Genomic DNA, 16,331 nt, shown 5'->3' with positions numbered 1-16,331 from the left:
TTACTAGAAATCGCTACAAAACTACAGGTTCCAATAAGCTTTTTTTATGCGGATATTGTCACAAAAGATATTGTCTCAAAAGACCATCACGCACACCCTGATCAATACATCTATAGCGCAAAAGAATTTTCCCTTTTAAAAAATTTTAGAGAGCAGCCCCATAAAAAACAGCAGGCGATTTGGTGTCTAATCTCTGATTAGACCAAAGCGCACAGCAACATTCTTCACTCATACTATGTTTTCAGTAAAATTTATGCCCTTCTCAAAGAGAATATTTCATAAGACACGACAGATAATGCCACTCTAAAATATTCTTAATTTCTATGTACTTTCAAAAAACACCCAATAATCCCGCTTCTTCTCCCCCCACTCCACAAGACAAAACCTCCACCCTACACCACTGTGCAAACAAAAGTTTTCAAACGACAAGCCAGCCTCTTAACCCCGCGCGCTATCCCAAATCACCTCTTCAAAAACATGGAACAGACACGACCATCCTAACCTATCCATACGCACTTTCCCTCTCCTCCATTCTATCCTCTCATCCCCCCTTACCTCTTCCTCTCCTTCCCAACTCCTCCCTCCTCCAATCATGCCCCCCCTCCATCCCAATTTCCCTTCCACGCACACGAGGCTCTCCCCCAGTCACATCTCCCTTTTCACCCCCGCTGACCCCCATTCACAAACGCTTCCACCCCAATTCGCTCTCTCCATTTCACGCCATGCCACAAGCCCAAACCACACCCCAAAGCTTGCACAACAGATCAATCCTCTACTCTTTTTTGCGTTTTTCTGTTTTCACGCTTTTAAAGATTTACAGAAATATTTGTACAAAATGATGATACAATCCTTTTTTTAAAAAACACCTTTAAAATCTCGGTCTCATTTTCACATCAATCCCCCACTTTAATTTCAATGATAAAGATAAACCGGTTTATTATTTTATTGACCAGCGCAAAATTTCGCGCTCCCACTTTGGTGATCAAAAGGGGTCATAAAAAGCATTTTTACAATTTTTTAGAGAAACTTGCCCCACAAGCGGTGCTTTTTTAGAATGAACAAAGATCCCTTGAATGGATTCACTCTGAGAAAGTAAGACATGAGAAGACTTTTTTGCTTTCCGCCTTCAACATCCACAATGATAAATTATTTTTCTATGCCAATGTTTTTTATGTCGATGTTTTTTTGTAAGGAGAATCATCATCAAAGTGCTCATGCTTTTCTAAAACAAAGGCTTCATAAAAAAGGAGATATCAAGAAAAAGATAAAAAAAAAGGTTCGTCTCTTATAAACAAACCTCTAGAGAAAATTATTGGAATAATTTTCAAAATTTTAAACTACTCCCTCTAAAAGTATCTAAAATACTTCAGAAGCACCAAAATGAATACAAAGGATTATCTAGCACAAAGCGAAAAAAAATCAAGAACAAAAAATTTTTATCGTTAATGCACCCTTAACAAAAGAGATTTCTTATCCCCCACCGCTCGACAATCCAACGGCTCAAGACAAGTCCCCTCGAACGAATCGTCCAACACCGCTCAACGATAACACGTTTTTTTTTAAAAAAAATTACAAACCCCAAAAGACGATAAACCAAGTCTTTTTTTTACAGATCAATCGCACATAGGCATAAAAGCCAATTTTTCGATAAAAGATCCCTTTGAGGAGATGAAAAATTTTGATGAATCATCGCCCCAGTAATCTTGATGAATCATCGCCCGAATAAAAAAGAAGCGGATTTTTTTAACATCTCCGCCTCTTTAATCGTAAAGTTATGATGAGGGATAGTTTAAAAAATTCAAGACTATGAAGGGAACCAATTTGATAACAATTCGTACCTTACAGGATCATCGGCGCATTGTCCACCACCACATTCCAATATGGTCGAAATCAAATTTGCCGCGATTAAAAACACAAATAAGAAACTTGCTGTTTTACTTAAGATTGGAAAAGAAGAAAACTCTTTAAACTTGTGTGCCAATTCACCTAAAATCATGACGAATGCAACAGCAAAGATACAAAGGACAGAAATAATGAAAGCCCAAGTATAAAAATGCAATCCAAAGAACGTTGAACCATATCCCAGATCATCAGGTGTGATATGCAAAAATACCTGCCGAGCAGCAACAGCACTGGTGACCATACAACCGATAATAACCATCCCATAATGGGTATTTTTCACTCTATGGTGAATATTGAGCAAGAACCCACATCCTGCCAGCATCAATCCAACGCGTTGCAGCAAACAGAGGGGACAAGGTAACTCAAATTTTACCAATTGATAATAAAAAGCAACCACCAAGACAATGGACAACCCAATCAGTCCTAGTGTATTCATAAAAATGACGAAATGAGGATTTTTTTGTTCAACATTTTCCATGGCTATTCTCTCAAAAAGATAAATTCAAAGTAGAAGTTGCGTGATGATTAAAGGTTAGAAGAATAACAACGAACAAAATAGCCCACAAAACATAACTTATATTTTTTTTGCCATACACCGTTGTTATTGCAGTGCCTAAAGCGATTAAAAATGGAAAAAACATAACTTTTAAATCTCCTTTCTTAATATCCGGTGTTTAACTGTTCTTTCTTATTATGAGGGTTCAACATATTAAAAAATTGGGCAAAAAAGAGACCATGGATTTATTATTCACAATTCATCCTTCACTTTATATTGTCGTTATCTTTATGGTCTTATCGTTACATTTATATGAAGAAATGATGAAAGAGCTAATCGCCTCAAAATGCCTTTGAATAAAAGCATTAAAGCGTTGATTATTTTCATTCTTTGATCTCAACAATTATTGAAAGAGCCCCTTTCCCCCATACCTCAACAGCAAAATAAAAAGCCTTTGCAAGACAAGATACCCCTCTGTACTTTTTCTGGAAAAATATCCTTATTTACAACGCAGTTTTGCCATAAAAATCTCTTTTTACCATAAATAGTGTTTCAAATTGCACCATTACAGTATATGGGAACGGTATTTGTTTTAGCAACAAAAAATGAGACATTTTCTCAAAACCTTATAGTCTTCAAAGACTTTTTCAGAATATATTTCCAGTCTGTATTTTTTCTTTCTGCTTCAAAGTAGATTTTCTTTAAAGTACAAAAGCATTCTTAAAGTAAAAGACACTCTGGCTGTTTAACCACTTTCTCTCCCACATATTGAACAGCAAAAAGTTCAAAGGACAGTATTTTATGAGCTTCAAGAGGGTATTTTTGAACTTCTGTACTTGCCCTTTAAATTTTGACCTTTCAATCTTATTTAAAAAAAACTGTTTCTCTGTCATCAATTGGCTTTGCAAAGAGATTATAAAACTTTTACAAAACGAATGATAAAGAATCGCCTTGAATCTTTGAAAAGGACGAAGAATGATGAAGAAATCATGTGATATCGGGATTTTAATGGGGAGCCAATCGGATTGGCAAACGATGTGCCATAGTGCTGATATTTTGACGGCTCTTGGCATTTCTCATAGTTCGCATATTGTCTCAGCCCACCGCACTCCTGAACGCCTTTATCAATTTGCCAAAGAAGCAAAATCGGCAGGTTTTAAAGTTTTAATTGCTGGTGCTGGAGGTGCAGCGCATCTTCCTGGAATGCTCGCAGCGCTTACACCGCTTCCTGTTTTTGGCGTTCCGGTTCACTCACAATCTCTCTCTGGTCAAGACTCTTTACTTTCAATCGTGCAAATGCCAGCAGGCATACCGGTTGGCACGTTAGCCATTGGCAAATCAGGGGCAATTAATGCCGCCCTTTTAGCCGCCGCCGTTATGGCGGTTTATGATCCTGATCTTGCCCAACGCTTAGAAGATTGGCGTCAGCAACAAACCGCCAATGTCGCCCTAACGCCTGTAACGGAGATTTAAAATGACACCGTCTTCCAGCACCTCCGCCCCCTCCAGCACCACGCCCTCCAACACCGCCCCATCATCCAGCACCACCCTATCCAACACGCCCTCCAACACCGCACCCTCCAACACGCCCTCCAACACCACGCCCTCCAACGCCGCCCTATCCAACGCCGCCCCCTCCAGCACCGCACCCTCCAACGCCGCCCTATCCAACGCCGCCCCCTCCAGCACCGCCCCCTCCAACGCCGCACCCTCCAGCACGCCTACTATCTCCAGCACGCCGGCCTCTTCTAGCATGCTCCCTCCAGGTAGTATCATTGGTTTAATCGGCGGTGGACAATTAGCACGCATGCTCGCCATAGCGGCCGCAGAATTAGGATTTCGAACGGTTATTTTTTGCCCTGAATCTGATTGCCCAGCCGCTCAAACAGCCAATAAGCATATTGTTTCCTCCTATGATGATACATCAGCCTTAGATGAATTGATTGCGCAGTGTGATGTTGTCAGTTATGAATTTGAAAATCTTTCACTTGAAACGATTCAATATATAGAGAAGGACAAGCCTGTTTATCCTTCTTCCAACGCCTTAGAGATCGCACAAGACCGACTTTTTGAGAAACAATTTTTACGGGATCAAGGGATCAACACCGCCTCATGGCATGCTGTTGACGATTTTTCTTCTCTTATTTCTGCTCTTGATGCCTTAGGTAAACGTGCTCTTTTAAAGACACGTCGTTTTGGTTATGATGGAAAAAATCAGCTCAAGCTTGATCGTCCCGATGAACAAACCTGTCAAGAAGCCTTAAAAACTTTTCAAGGACAGCCTTGTATTTTGGAAGAAATCGTTCCTTTTTTATCGGAAATTTCGGTTCTCTCAGCGCGGACAAAAGAAGGGACGCATATTTTTTATGATTGTCCTGAAAACCAACATCAAAACGGCATTCTCCATAAATCGTTTGTTCCCTCTCATATTCCCCTTGAAGTGCAAAAAGCCGCGCAAGATATCAGCGTCACAGTGATGAATGCTCTTCATTATGTAGGTGTTCTTTGCATTGAATTTTTTGTCTTAACGGATGGTCGTCTTTTAGTGAATGAATTAGCCCCGCGTGTGCATAATTCTGGTCACTGGACGCAAAAAGCCTGCATCACCTCACAATTTGAGCAGCATATTCGTGCGATTTGTGGTCTGCCCTTAGGCAGCCCCTATCGCCATAGTGATTGCCAAATGACCAATCTTCTTGGGAGCAATTTGAACACTTTAAAATATTTTCTCACGCAAGAGCGCACTTCGATCCATTTATATGGCAAAAGCACTGTCCAACCCTACCGCAAAATGGGCCATGTCATTCAATTAACGGGACCAGCGAATAAATCTTAACCCCCTATATACAAACATTTTTTCATCCATTCCCCCGCGAATGAACTGAAAGAATAAAAACTTCCACCCAACACCGCTATCCAACGGCTCGGCCAACCACGCCTCTAATTCTTGCCGCTCCTCACGGCTTTCTTTCCTGCCAATTCCCTTCTCCTCCATGCCTCCCTCTGAAAAAAAAACAAAAAAACGCACCATTCAACAATCCAACAGTGCCTTCCCTTTTCAAAAATCTCCCTCCACGACTTAAAACCATCCACTGTCGCACTCAGTTTTGCCTTTCCTCCACCTTTCACAACATCATTCTTCCCCCATTCATACCCTTTTCATTCCAACCTTTAAGGGATAGACTTGTCTCTTGCCCCCATAGAAAAAGCACTCTCACAATGCAATGCACTCTTCTTCTCTCACGCTCTCAGCTTTTTTAGTATTTTTCCATTTTTTCTTTAAGTTTGTTCAGACAATGAATGATCATGAAATGATAAGGCGCCTCAGGAACCTTGAATATCCATTAATTTTATGCCCTATTTTATGGCATTTTGCACAAAGCCTCCCCTTAACGTAAGCCTCCTTGTGTTTTGCAATAAGCTTGTCACACATAAGAAACTGTTTTCTCTCTCTTATCTCAGCAATATCATTCATCAAGACCATCAAAACAGCACTTTACAAAGCGGCAAATTTTCCGCGCTTCAAGCATCTTACAAGAGCCACGAACAACGCCACCACCCGTTAGCTCTCCTTGTCTGATAGGATTCATAGCCCTACTCTTTTAAAAACATCACCACATCCTTAAAAGCCCGCCACCATGCAACAATCCAATGGCGCAACAACGGCGCGGGGCCCGAACTCTTCAACGCCCCTCTAACAGAGCTTATTTGTTCAAAACTGAGAAACTTTGAGCTTATTTTCATACCTTATCCCTGTTTTGCTCAAATATTTTGTCCTTCAAAGCAACCATCAAGATAGCCTTTTTGTTGCAGAGAAACCCTTGACAAGCGTAAGTCTTCTTGTTAGATTTCGCTCACTTTTTTGCAATTTTCGCTTATTCATTTGTGCTAATGAAGTGTATTGAGCGTGCCTTAAGGGTGTGTTTTTATTTTTGTGATCACAGTGAAAAAGTGTATGGTGTTGTATTATGATGCAATGATATGATCATAGGGCAATGTTTGTATGCCGTGTATTGTTTTATTGTTGTTATGATATTGTGTTATGTAAACTGTTTAAACGGTGAATAGGATGAAAATTAAAAATTCGCTTAAAGCACTCAAGGAACGCCATCGGAACAATCGTTTGGTGCGCCGTAAAGGACGTGTTTATATCCTCAATAAAACGAACCCGCGTTTTAGAGCACGTCAGGGCTAATTTTTTCAGAGTGAATGTTTTTATGCCTACTTTTTGTAGGCATTTAAAGTCTTCTCTTGAGATTTTTTTAAGGGGTGTAAGTCTATTGGTGACGAGTCCACTGTTTGATAATGTTTGGTGATTTATCTTTTGAGGGCTTGTTTTTATGGATTTTTCTATTTTAAAAGCTTTTCAATTTTTTCCGCGGTGTTTTTTTTGTCTTTTCCAGCGCGCTTTTTTTCTTTCTTTGATGGGCATTTTTTGTTTCATTTCTTCTAGCTATGGACAAAATCCCCCTTCACTTCCTGAAGATCGTCCTTCTCCACAATCGCTTTTACCTTTAGATGATCTCATCCCCAATTCTCCTCCTCCCTCTGCAACGTCCTCTGATTCTGATTCGTCAGCGATGATTCTTGAAGATTTCGACTCAGAGCAGCTTTCCTCTGTTGATAGAGTTAAGCAACGCAAAGAGGCAGAAATTTTACGTTTACTGAAAGAATTAAAATATTGCGCTGATGTTGCAAAAGCAAAAAAGATCAGTCAACAACTTCAACTTTTATGGTCCCAATCGGGGAGTGAGACGATTGATCTTTTAATGTCATGGGCAGAAAATGCGATCAATAATGATGATTATGGACTCGCGCTTGATTATATTGATAATGTTCTTGCCCTTTTACCAACTCACGCTGAAGCTTGGATAAGACGTGCTTGGATTCACATTCAACTGAGTGATTTCAAACTTGCCATGCTTGATCTCAACCATGCTCTTGAACTTGAGCCGCGTAATTACATTGCCTTTTTTGAACTTGGGGTTACCATGGAAGCGACAGAGCGCCCAAAACTTGCTCTTAAAGCTTATGAAAAAGCCTTAAGCATCTACCCACAAATGCAAAGGGTTCAAAAACGCATTGAGGCTCTCTTAGACGAACAATCACCGCAAGCTCTTTGAACGGATCATACGGTCCCCCTCTTACGCCTCTTGCAAGTTTGCACAAAACGCGCGGGCCCCTCTCAAGCTGAATAAATGCGCCCTGCTCCCTACCACAAACAAGCCCTCCACACCCTCCAGCACCGCACCCTCCAGCACCACGCCCTCCGACACCACGCCCTCCGACACCACGCCCTCCAACATCACGCCCTCCAACATCACACCCTCCAACATCACACCCTCCAACGCCACGCCCTCCGACACCACGCCCTCCAGCACACGCCCTCCAGCATCGCACCCTCCAACATCACACCCTCCAACATCACACCCTCCAACGCCACGCCCTCCAACGCCACGCCCTCCAACATCACGCCCTCCAGCACCGCACCCTCCAGCACACGCCCTCCAGCACCACGCCCTCCGACACCACGCCCTCCAGCACCACGCCCTCCGACACCACGCCCTCCGACACCACGCCCTCCAGCACCGCACCCTCCAGCACACGCCCTCCAGCACCACGCCCTCCGACACCACGCCCTCCGACACCACGCCCTCCAGCACCGCACCCTCCAGCACACGCCCTCCAGCACCACGCCCTCCGACACCACGCCCTCCGACACCACGCCCTCCAGCACCGCACCCTCCAGCACACGCCCTCCAGCATCGCACCCTCCAGCACTATGCCATTGGCAATGCTTTTTTTTACAACCTTAGAAAATGATCAAAACGAAAAGCATCCCCTGCGTGCCCTCATAATTGATAAAACAGCCTTAAAATACACTTCATAAGACAAAAAACGTTAAAGAAGATCGGTTCAGTTCAACAAACATCCTTGAATAAGAAATTTTCCCCTTCAAGCTTTGCTGGCAAACATTTCCATAAAACATTAAAGTCAAGCCTGACTTAGAAAGTGCCAATCAAGCTTTCCCCCGAAAAAGCAATCAAACATTGCTCGAAAAAGCAAAACGCCCATCAAGCATTGCCAATGAAAAAAGTTGTTTCACTCACACTCTTCCATCCAGATTTTTATACTTTGAATAAGCCATCCATCCATTCTTCAGCGCTACCCCGTCATCACTAGTGAGAGTGCAAAAAATCTCTTGTAAAACTTTATAAAAAATAAAACATTTGCGGTTATTTTCTCTCTAGCAGAAGCTGTGAAATTGTTTTATATTAAAGGGGGTGTTCTGCGCTTCTCGACAGGAAATAACGTATTCCTGAGACCTTAGTGATCTCCAAGGGAGCTGTCCCTGATGAAGCCCGTGGGCTTTTTCATATGGCGCCCACCTATTTGTATAGGTTCCCGGGGTCAACTTTTTCCATCGGCTGTTGTGGATCACCCTTTTTTGCATCATTTTTTCCCCCTAAAAATTTTTTCCCACAATGGATCGTGCCCTTTTTTATGATGCACTTTTTTCTCTTGAAAGAAAGAGCTATAGGCTGTTTTTAGGAGATCAGAATCTCTGATAGGCTTTAACTTCATGAGATTTGCAACAGCTAATAAAAATAATCCCCGCAGGTAAAAATAATCTCCCTTGTCGACAAGGTATCCCTTCACCTGAGAGCAGCGCTAAGAGCGGTCTATCGCATCGTGCGGCTCTTTCACAAGAAGAGCGCGCTCTTGTTTTCACAAGGGCTGGGGCTTTTTCTGAGCAGCGGTTTACAAAAGAGCAACCATGGCTACAATGGGGACAAGACCAACCGCTAAACAAGTGACGAAATCATGACAAAAGTTCCTCTCTGTGAGACAGCTTCATCGCTTCGCGCGTGCGCACGCAAGAATGCGTTTATCGCGTCGTGATGCTTTTTAACAAGAAGAATGCACTCTTGTTTTCAAAAGGGATGGAGCTTATTTTGAGCAGCAGTTTACAAAAGAGCAACCATGGCTACAATGGGGACAAGACCAACCGCTAAACAAGTGACGAAATCATGACAAAAGTTCCTCTCTGTGAGACAGCTTCATCGCTTCGCGCGTGCGCACGCAAGAATGGTTTATCGCGTCGTGATGCCCTTTCAAAAGAAGAGCGCGCCCTGTTTTCACAGCATGCTTGTCAGCACTTTCTTGAAGTTCTTGAAAAAAAAGGGACAGATTTTTCACGCCTTATTTTAGCAGGTTATTGGCCTATTAAATCGGAAATTGACCCGCGCCCTCTCCTTGAGGCGATAGCCTCACGCGGGGGACGTTTAGCCTTACCCGCAGTGCTTGATTCCACCACCATGATTTTTCGAGCATTTTCATCACACACGCAGCTTAAGCCCATGCGTTTTGGCACATTAGGTCCCAGTGCAGACAATGCCACGGTTATCCCCAATAATGTTCTTGTTCCACTTTCTGCGTTTGATCATCACTGTCACCGTCTTGGCTATGGAGGTGGCTATTATGACCGAGCCGTTGAAGCCCTTGAAAAACAAGGCCATAAAATGGCATTATGGGGCATAGGCTTTTCGTGTCAGGAGGTTTTCTCAATTCCCGTAGCCGAACATGATTTGCAGCTTCAAGGAATTTTTACAGAAAAAGGTTTCTTAAAATGTTAAAATGTGATTAAAGCGCCTATGCGGTTTTTATTTTTGGGTGACATTGTTGGTAACACAGGTTGTCAGGTCGTTTTTGAGCATCTTCCTCAACTGATTGAGAAATGGCAGCTTGATTTTGTTGTGGTCAATGGAGAAAATGCCTCTGATGGTTTTGGTCTCACCCAAGAGACATATCAAGATCTTTTAATGGCGGGTGTTGATGTTGTGACCACCGGCAACCATGCTTTTTCCCACAAAGAAGCGTTCCAGTATGCGCATGAGAGTGATCGTTTTTTACGTCCTGCCAATTTCTCGAAAGAGACTCCCGGCAAAGGAGCAGGTGTTTTTACAGCAAAGAATGGTGCGCGTGTACTTGTTGCCAATCTATTGGGGCGTGTTTTTATGCCCTATAATAAAGTCACTGATCCCTTTGAGATAGCGGAAAATATTTTACTTGCTTGTTCTTTGATGGAACAAGCCGATGCGATTATTTTTGACTTTCACGCAGAGACGACGAGCGAGAAGCAATGTTTTGGGCATTTTCTTGATGGTCGTGTGAGTGTCATCGTTGGCACGCATACGCATATTCCCACCGCTGATGCGCAGATTTTAGAAGGTGGCAGTGCGTATTTAACAGATGCGGGCATGTGTGGCGATTACAACTCCTCTCTTGGCATGGATAAAGAAGAACCGTTACACCGTTTTCTTTACCAAACGAAGCAAGATCGTTTTGAACCGGCACGTGGTCCTGCCACCCTTTGTGGTTTTGCAGTTGAGATTTCAGACCGCACCGGCTTAGCAGAAAAGGTCTCAGCGGTGCGCATTGGTCCGCATTTAAAGCCTGAAGTTCCAGATTTTTGGTAGGCAAGCGCCCCTTCCTTCAAGCCACCGCCCCTTTCTTTAAACCGCGCGCCCTCTAAGCCTCTCCAACTTTAGCCCCGCCGCCCCCTCTTTATCCGCGCCCTTTGATGGATTACGCACCATTTTTCCCTTTTGAAAACTCAGCAAGATGCGATTCTGCACCTCCCAATCAATGAGAGATCTCTCAATCATTTTCAGGTATTTTTATGAGCGGACATTCATCAAAACAGAGAACAAAAAACTCATGATCGAAAGCCGATAACGTATAAAGCGACCTTTTTTCCTGTAGACAACGCTAAAGGATGAAAAAATGTTTCTATACTTATAAGGATAAATTATCTTTATTAAGTATAAATTATTTTATTGACTTTAAAATTCTTATATTTTGAAAAGTATTTGTTTGTGAAAAATAAGCCTTCTTTATTATTTATAATCTCTATTGTGTGTTTATCTATCGGTGGTTTAATCTCTACGGATATTTTTCTCCCCGCTCTTGGAGATATGCGTCAATATTACCAAGTGAGTGAATCTGAGATTCAGAGTGCGGTGGCCATTTTTTTACTTGCTTTAGCTGTTGGACAACTGATTTATGGACCACTCAGCGATAATTTTGGACGCAAAAAGACACTTTTGTTTGGCTTATTTTTGTGGTTTTTTACCACATTGAGTATAATTTACACCGTTCATATTCAAACTTTTTTTGCACTGCGTTTTTTACAAGGTCTTAGGCCGCCTGTTCTGGGATTGTTTTAAGTCGCGCTATTATAAATGATTTAATGGATAAAAAATCCGCGGGAAAGCTTTATTTGGTTATTTTCCCTTTTGTTGGAACCTCACCAGCACTTGCACCGTTAATTGGGGGGGTGTTATTGCAAGTTTTTAATTGGCAAGCTACTTTTATCTTTTTAAGCCTTTTTATCCTTTCCACTATTTGTTTGTGTTATTTTGTCCTCACAGAGACTTTACCTCCTAACAAACGTCACTCTTTCACAGCTGTGGGGATCATTAAGGGCAGTTTAGACGTCCTTAGAAATAAGCAATTTATTTTTTACGCATTGATCCCATGTTTTGCCTATGCAACCTATTTTGCTTACATTGTGGAGTCGCCTTTTTTTCTTACAGCTTTGGGCTTACCTAGTAACGATATTGGATATAGTTACATTGGTGTTTCTTGTACTTATGTTTTAGGCAACTTGGTTGCACGAAGATTTTTGAAGCAAGAATCTATGGAACGGACCATTCGACGTGGATATCTTATTTTTGTTCTAGGAGGGATATTGTTTGCTCTCCAAATCTATGTAAGTCCGTGGCCTCTTGTTACGAGTTTGAGTACCATTTCACTTCTAACTTTTGGCAATGGCTTTTTGTTACCTTGAGGCACAGCGTTAGCAATTTCCTCACATCCGCAAGCAGCTGGAGCAGCATCTGGTGTGATGGGCTCTTTACAATTAGGAAGTGCAGCATTAAGCGCAGCAATTATTGGAAAGATATCCGGCCATAACCCTCAAGCTTTTGCACTTTTATTAGCAATATGCTGTCTTGTGGGTTTTATCATTTATATTCTAAAAGCCAATTATTTTATCAGCATAAATCAAGTCAAATAACCAAATTGGGGGGTGAGTAATGCTTAAAAATCTTGATGTCCCTTTGCGTGATGGGGGAATTTTCTTTTTCACGAGATGATATTGTTGAACCTCTTAAAAATCTGATAGCACCTCAAGGGGACTCTATTGAAATCAGCGCCCCTAAAGGGTCGTTTAAACCCATGGACAATATGGGTCAAAAGCATTTATAAATTAAGCGTTGCAAGAGAGTAAAATATCTTTAGAGTTAACTAAAATATTTTTAGCGTGAGAAGAAGGATTCGTCACTCTTCAAACTTTACAATAAAAAGTGCGGGGCATTTAAACGATATGGGCATCGTGTTATTCTTACACTTAGAAGAACAATGGAGAAGATGGGAAAGTTTTAGCTCTTCTCTTCAACAACTCTTTTTTTAAAAAAAGAGAGAGGTGAAGGGGATAGGCTTTATTATCCGTGAAGCTTGAAGGCATATGTGCGAGGCTCATGGCTGTTATGACGAATAAAATCATCAACAAATTGAGGGAGGGTTTTCATGAAAAAGAAAGTTCTTGTGCTAGCGGGTGATGGTGTGGGACCAGAGCTCTGTGATGCAGCGCTAATGGTCTTAGAGCAATTTCACTTACCGATTGAATTCACGTATGGTGATATTGGTTGGGAATGCTGGAAACAGGCAGGAGATGCTATTCCACAAGCGACTTGGCAAAAGATCGCGGACAGTGATGCACTTTTACTTGGAACTGTGACAGACAAAGGAAAAGAAGCAGCTTTAGAAGACCGTACATCTCCTTTAAAAGAGCAAAATCTTTCCTATGTTTCTCCCCTTCTTCAACTTCGCCAAAAGTTAAACTTATTTGCCACGGTATGTCCGATAAGATACATCATTGGTCCGAAAAAACCTTTTCAGTTTTGTGTAATCAGCGAAAAGAGTGAAGGTCTTTCTTCCGGTTTAGATTTTCGAGGGATTACGCCTGAAACATCCGCTTGGTTAACACATCCCAATTTAGCAAAATATGGTCGAAAAGAAGCAGCGTGGTCCGTTTGTTTACAAACACGCTTTGGTTTAGAGCGATTATTTGAATACGCTTTTTCTTATACACGTGGCCATGGATTTAAGCGGGTTACCTTTGCGGATAAGCCCCATGTGATGCGAGAGAGTGGACAATTTGCTCAGGAAATTTTTGAAAAAATCGCACAAAACTATCCAGAAATTGAAGCAGATATTCATGATGTTGATACGGTAGCGATGTGGATTGCAACAAAGCCAGAGCAATTTGGTGTGATTGTTGCTGAAAACATGTTTGGCGATATTCTCTCTAATCTTGCTGCCGGCGTGATGGGTGGCTTGGGGCTTGCAGCCCATGCTCATGTGGGAGATAAGATTGCCTGTTTTTCCTCTGCTCATGGAAGCGCACCACACCTTGCGGAGCAGAATAAAGCCAATCCTTCTGGAATGTTTTATACTGTGTCTTTACTCTTAGAGCATTTAGGCTTTTTAGAGGAAGCAAAAGAATTATCTCAAAGTGTTGATCACGTTATCCGTAGTGGAAAAACGCTCCCCCATGATCTAGGAGGGAGCGCCTCGCCGCGTCAAATGGTACAAGCTGTTAGCAATTCTCTTGCAAATCCTGTTTCTTCATATCGAGCAGCCATTATCACCGTTGGTGATGAACTTCTTTCAGGACAATATTTGAATACGAATTTACAAGATTTAAGCCAAAGTTTGGAAAAAAGAAACATTCAAGTCACGCGTCATTTTGTTTGTGCGGATCAATTACAGCAAATCAGTGAGACGATTGTTTCTTGTCTTGGACAAGAAGATTTAATTATCATCAGTGGAGGTTTGGGACCAACCTCTGATGATAAAACCCGCGATGGGGTTTCTCAAGCTGTAAGACAACCTTTGGTGCATCATGAAGATGTTTGGCAAACAATAAAAGGTCAATTGGAGCGGTTAAAGATTGCGCCAGATAAGAATAATGCGCGTCAAGCCTTGTTTCCACAAACAGCAACAGTGCTTGACAATCCGACAGGCACCGCACCAGGTTTTTTTCTTACTTGTGATGGTAGCGCCCTTGTTGTTTTACCTGGTCCCCCCTCCCAAGCTCTTGCCCTTTTAGAAGATTATTTACAGCAAAATGAGAAGAAATATTCTTCTCAATCGCGTGCAGAATATGCTTGGACTTTAATTGGAATTGATGAAAGCACCCTTGCGCATTGGGTTGATCGTCATTTTGCGCATGCGCCCTTTGAACGCCATTTTTTATGGAAGAGCCCCTATGTTTTGGTGCAATTGGTTGGTCAATCATCCACTCCCTTGGCACAATCTTTAATCGAAGAATTTGAACATCATTTTCGCTCCCATTTGGTAGGCAGAGAAGTGACCACAGCATGTCAACAACTCGCAAAATACGCACAGGTCCATTGGTTGATCGATGATTCAGCTCTTTTAAAATATTTTCAGATGCCAGAAAAAAATCCCCAAAATATTCCGCAGATTGAGGTTGCAGTGCGCCTCTCCCCTTCCATTGAGACCTTAGAAAAGCAGCAAGAAAGCCTTGGACATGCGACCATAACGGTGCAGATGAAAGGTTATGACGATGATCATATTACTTTTCCCTATACACGACCGCTTTTAGGTGTTGTCTTACAAGAATATGCTGCGTGGTCGACTTTAAAAAGAGTTTTGCGAAGGGAAAACAGTCAATGAGTCAATCACACTGTTGAAACATTGAAAAAACGCTTGGAGAGCGCGCCTTCGAATACAGAAACCACGACGAGAGCGCCCTTTATTTGATGGAATGCGTTTTCCTCTCACCCAAAGCGCGTTATCTCAAGCCGCTTTTAAGCATAAAGGATAAGAACTTTATGATTTTTTAAATGAAAAGGAAGAGATTTTCTTGGGATATTTCTGCAAGGAAAAAGTCAACACCCGCCGCCACAGCACTCGCCGCCACAATACCTGCCTCCACAGCACCCGCACCACAGTACCCGCTGCCACAGCACCTGCACCACAGCACCCCTCCACAACACCTGCCACCACAACACCCGCCGCCACAGCACCTGCTACCACAGCACCTGCACCACAACACCCACCACCACAGCACCTGCTACCACAGCACCTGCCACCACAGCACCCGCCACCACAGTACCTGCACCACAGCACCCGCCACCATAGAACCCGCTGCCACAGCACCTGCCACCACAGCACCTGCTGCCACAGCACCCGCCGCCATAGCACCTGCCACCACAGCACCTGCCACCACAGCACCCGCCACCACAGCACCTGCACCACAGCACCCGCCTCCACAGCACCCGCCTCCACAGAACCCGCCGCCATAGCACCCACCACAGCACCCGCCGCCACAATACCCGCCACCACAGTACCTGCCACCACAGCATCCGCCACCACAGCACCCGCCGCCATAGCACCCACCACAGCACCCACCGCCACAGTACCCGCCGCCATAGCACCCACCACAGCACCCCTCCACAGAACCTGCACCACAGCACCTGCCACCACAGCACCCCCCACCACAGCACTGCCTTCCTTTAGAAAAAAACGATCGAATAATTTATTATGGAGAAAAAAGACTCTTTGAATTTTTTTACACTCATGAGAAATCAACCAGAAGGCTGTTTTCTAGCGTTCACGGGTCACTCCCCCTGCCCCATTGCGAGCGGCTTTTTCATGCGTATTCCGGGAGTCAAAAAGTACTGAGTTTGGATCAGCTTTTTTGCTTTTAGTATGTGAACACACCTGGACATGGCAAAAACTCCCGGAATCTCATGTTCCTTATAGACGAACAGATCACTCTCCTTAGCCCATTGCAAGTGGCTTTTTCATGCGTATTCCGGGAGTCTGAAAGTACTGA

Annotated in this window: 18 protein-coding genes, 1 other RNA gene and 2 pseudogenes; 11 read left to right on the top strand and 10 right to left on the bottom strand. The window is 43.0% G+C overall.

The window, feature by feature from the left end; translation table 11 throughout:
• Positions 1-201 (top strand): annotated as a pseudogene (locus T429_RS10825) (helix-turn-helix domain-containing protein); the annotation flags it as partial.
• A 340-nt stretch (positions 202-541) separates the two neighbouring features.
• Here the strand turns inward: T429_RS10825 and T429_RS10895 are convergent.
• The 3 genes from T429_RS10895 to T429_RS11145 form a co-directional block, all read right to left on the bottom strand.
• Positions 542-679: a hypothetical protein gene (locus T429_RS10895; RefSeq protein ID WP_180376403.1), complete on the bottom strand. Its 138-nt coding sequence runs from the start codon at positions 677-679 to the stop codon at positions 542-544.
• Between the two features lie 1,125 nt (positions 680-1,804).
• Positions 1,805-2,380: a disulfide bond formation protein B gene (locus T429_RS0109570; RefSeq protein WP_005774736.1), complete on the bottom strand. Its 576-nt coding sequence runs from the start codon at positions 2,378-2,380 to the stop codon at positions 1,805-1,807.
• Positions 2,381-2,390: 10 nt separating this feature from the next.
• A complete protein-coding gene (locus T429_RS11145; protein WP_005774735.1) occupies positions 2,391-2,543 on the bottom strand; it encodes a DUF5993 family protein in 153 nt (50 codons plus the stop codon).
• Positions 2,544-3,373: 830 nt separating this feature from the next.
• Between T429_RS11145 and purE the strand changes: the two genes are divergently transcribed.
• Positions 3,374-3,871, top strand: coding sequence for a 5-(carboxyamino)imidazole ribonucleotide mutase (gene purE / locus T429_RS0109555; RefSeq protein WP_026501020.1), 498 nt, complete (start codon positions 3,374-3,376; stop codon positions 3,869-3,871).
• Here the strand turns inward: purE and T429_RS10135 are convergent.
• Positions 3,848-4,153 (bottom strand): pentapeptide repeat-containing protein, encoded by a 306-nt coding sequence (locus tag T429_RS10135; protein ID WP_051410884.1) that lies wholly within the window; start codon positions 4,151-4,153, stop codon positions 3,848-3,850. The genes purE and T429_RS10135 overlap by 24 nt on opposite strands.
• Here T429_RS10135 and T429_RS0109550 point away from each other — a divergent pair.
• Entirely contained in the window at positions 4,152-5,234 is a 1,083-nt protein-coding gene (locus tag T429_RS0109550; RefSeq protein ID WP_051012639.1) for a 5-(carboxyamino)imidazole ribonucleotide synthase, read from the top strand. The genes T429_RS10135 and T429_RS0109550 overlap by 2 nt on opposite strands.
• Here the strand turns inward: T429_RS0109550 and T429_RS0109545 are convergent.
• The 3 genes from T429_RS0109545 to T429_RS10700 form a co-directional block, all read right to left on the bottom strand.
• A complete protein-coding gene (locus tag T429_RS0109545; RefSeq protein WP_005775280.1) occupies positions 5,208-5,429 on the bottom strand; it encodes a hypothetical protein in 222 nt (73 codons plus the stop codon). The genes T429_RS0109550 and T429_RS0109545 overlap by 27 nt on opposite strands.
• A 436-nt stretch (positions 5,430-5,865) precedes the next feature.
• Positions 5,866-5,988: a hypothetical protein gene (locus T429_RS11210; protein ID WP_005775279.1), complete on the bottom strand. Its 123-nt coding sequence runs from the start codon at positions 5,986-5,988 to the stop codon at positions 5,866-5,868.
• Positions 5,989-5,992: 4 nt separating this feature from the next.
• Positions 5,993-6,142 carry a hypothetical protein gene (locus tag T429_RS10700; RefSeq protein WP_154645792.1) on the bottom strand — a complete coding sequence of 50 codons (150 nt, stop codon included), beginning with the start codon at positions 6,140-6,142 and terminating at the stop codon, positions 5,993-5,995.
• Positions 6,143-6,467: 325 nt separating this feature from the next.
• On the opposite strand from T429_RS10700, the gene ykgO reads away from it, so the two are divergent.
• Entirely contained in the window at positions 6,468-6,593 is a 126-nt protein-coding gene (gene ykgO, locus T429_RS0109525; RefSeq protein WP_004863016.1) for a type B 50S ribosomal protein L36, read from the top strand.
• Positions 6,594-6,738: 145 nt separating this feature from the next.
• Positions 6,739-7,521, top strand: coding sequence for a tetratricopeptide repeat protein (locus T429_RS0109520; protein ID WP_005775278.1), 783 nt, complete (start codon positions 6,739-6,741; stop codon positions 7,519-7,521).
• 21 nt (positions 7,522-7,542) lie between these two features.
• Here T429_RS0109520 and T429_RS10125 read toward each other — a convergent pair whose 3' ends face one another.
• Positions 7,543-8,169, bottom strand: a complete 627-nt coding sequence (locus T429_RS10125; protein ID WP_154653440.1) for a hypothetical protein — start codon at positions 8,167-8,169, stop codon at positions 7,543-7,545.
• Positions 8,170-8,681: 512 nt separating this feature from the next.
• Between T429_RS10125 and ssrS the strand changes: the two genes are divergently transcribed.
• The 6 genes and pseudogenes from ssrS (at position 8,682) to T429_RS0109470 (ending at position 15,166) form a co-directional block, all read left to right on the top strand.
• A non-coding RNA gene (ssrS, locus tag T429_RS10525) (6S RNA) lies at positions 8,682-8,842 on the top strand.
• A gap of 146 nt (positions 8,843-8,988) precedes the next feature.
• Entirely contained in the window at positions 8,989-9,216 is a 228-nt protein-coding gene (locus T429_RS0109505; RefSeq protein ID WP_026501016.1) for a hypothetical protein, read from the top strand.
• Positions 9,217-9,429: 213 nt separating this feature from the next.
• Positions 9,430-10,035, top strand: a complete 606-nt coding sequence (locus tag T429_RS0109500) for a 5-formyltetrahydrofolate cyclo-ligase (protein ID WP_005774727.1) — start codon at positions 9,430-9,432, stop codon at positions 10,033-10,035.
• 18 nt (positions 10,036-10,053) lie between these two features.
• Complete coding sequence (locus T429_RS0109495) at positions 10,054-10,878, top strand: TIGR00282 family metallophosphoesterase (RefSeq protein ID WP_005774726.1); 825 nt, start codon at positions 10,054-10,056, stop codon at positions 10,876-10,878.
• Between the two features lie 399 nt (positions 10,879-11,277).
• Positions 11,278-12,479 (top strand): annotated as a pseudogene (locus T429_RS10035) (multidrug effflux MFS transporter).
• Positions 12,480-12,991: 512 nt separating this feature from the next.
• On the top strand, positions 12,992-15,166 hold the full coding sequence (locus T429_RS0109470; protein WP_005775274.1) for an isocitrate/isopropylmalate family dehydrogenase: 2,175 nt from the start codon (positions 12,992-12,994) through the stop codon (positions 15,164-15,166).
• A gap of 156 nt (positions 15,167-15,322) precedes the next feature.
• Here the strand turns inward: T429_RS0109470 and T429_RS10695 are convergent, their stop codons facing one another.
• Positions 15,323-15,622 carry a hypothetical protein gene (locus T429_RS10695; protein ID WP_126418266.1) on the bottom strand — a complete coding sequence of 100 codons (300 nt, stop codon included), beginning with the start codon at positions 15,620-15,622 and terminating at the stop codon, positions 15,323-15,325.
• Positions 15,567-15,950, bottom strand: coding sequence for a hypothetical protein (locus T429_RS11320; protein ID WP_197721652.1), 384 nt, complete (start codon positions 15,948-15,950; stop codon positions 15,567-15,569). Before T429_RS11320 ends, T429_RS10695 begins: the two co-directional genes overlap by 56 nt.
• Between the last annotated feature and the right edge of the window lie 381 nt (positions 15,951-16,331).

Source organism: Bartonella elizabethae F9251 = ATCC 49927 (assembly GCF_000518165.1).
In the GTDB taxonomy this organism is placed as follows: domain Bacteria; phylum Pseudomonadota; class Alphaproteobacteria; order Rhizobiales; family Rhizobiaceae; genus Bartonella; species Bartonella elizabethae.
Note: the sequence above shows the minus strand (reverse complement) of the source record. Positions and strands in the feature narration are given on the sequence as shown.

Excerpts from the sequence above, each read along its gene's own strand:
- T429_RS10135 (WP_051410884.1), bottom strand. The coding sequence starts at position 4,153 with ATGCTAGAAGAGGCCGGCGTGCTGGAGATAGTAGGCGTGCTGGAGGGT.
- T429_RS0109545 (WP_005775280.1), bottom strand. The coding sequence starts at position 5,429 with ATGGTGCGTTTTTTTGTTTTTTTTTCAGAGGGAGGCATGGAGGAGAAG.
- ykgO (WP_004863016.1), top strand. The coding sequence starts at position 6,468 with ATGAAAATTAAAAATTCGCTTAAAGCACTCAAGGAACGCCATCGGAAC.
- T429_RS10895 (WP_180376403.1), bottom strand. The coding sequence starts at position 679 with ATGGGGGTCAGCGGGGGTGAAAAGGGAGATGTGACTGGGGGAGAGCCT.
- T429_RS0109520 (WP_005775278.1), top strand. The coding sequence starts at position 6,739 with ATGGATTTTTCTATTTTAAAAGCTTTTCAATTTTTTCCGCGGTGTTTT.
- T429_RS0109570 (WP_005774736.1), bottom strand. The coding sequence starts at position 2,380 with ATGGAAAATGTTGAACAAAAAAATCCTCATTTCGTCATTTTTATGAAT.
- T429_RS11210 (WP_005775279.1), bottom strand. The coding sequence starts at position 5,988 with ATGAATCCTATCAGACAAGGAGAGCTAACGGGTGGTGGCGTTGTTCGT.
- T429_RS11145 (WP_005774735.1), bottom strand. The coding sequence starts at position 2,543 with ATGTTTTTTCCATTTTTAATCGCTTTAGGCACTGCAATAACAACGGTG.
- T429_RS0109550 (WP_051012639.1), top strand. The coding sequence starts at position 4,152 with ATGCTCCCTCCAGGTAGTATCATTGGTTTAATCGGCGGTGGACAATTA.
- T429_RS10700 (WP_154645792.1), bottom strand. The coding sequence starts at position 6,142 with ATGAAAATAAGCTCAAAGTTTCTCAGTTTTGAACAAATAAGCTCTGTT.
- T429_RS0109500 (WP_005774727.1), top strand. The coding sequence starts at position 9,430 with ATGACAAAAGTTCCTCTCTGTGAGACAGCTTCATCGCTTCGCGCGTGC.
- T429_RS0109470 (WP_005775274.1), top strand. The coding sequence starts at position 12,992 with ATGAAAAAGAAAGTTCTTGTGCTAGCGGGTGATGGTGTGGGACCAGAG.
- T429_RS0109495 (WP_005774726.1), top strand. The coding sequence starts at position 10,054 with ATGCGGTTTTTATTTTTGGGTGACATTGTTGGTAACACAGGTTGTCAG.
- purE (WP_026501020.1), top strand. The coding sequence starts at position 3,374 with ATGATGAAGAAATCATGTGATATCGGGATTTTAATGGGGAGCCAATCG.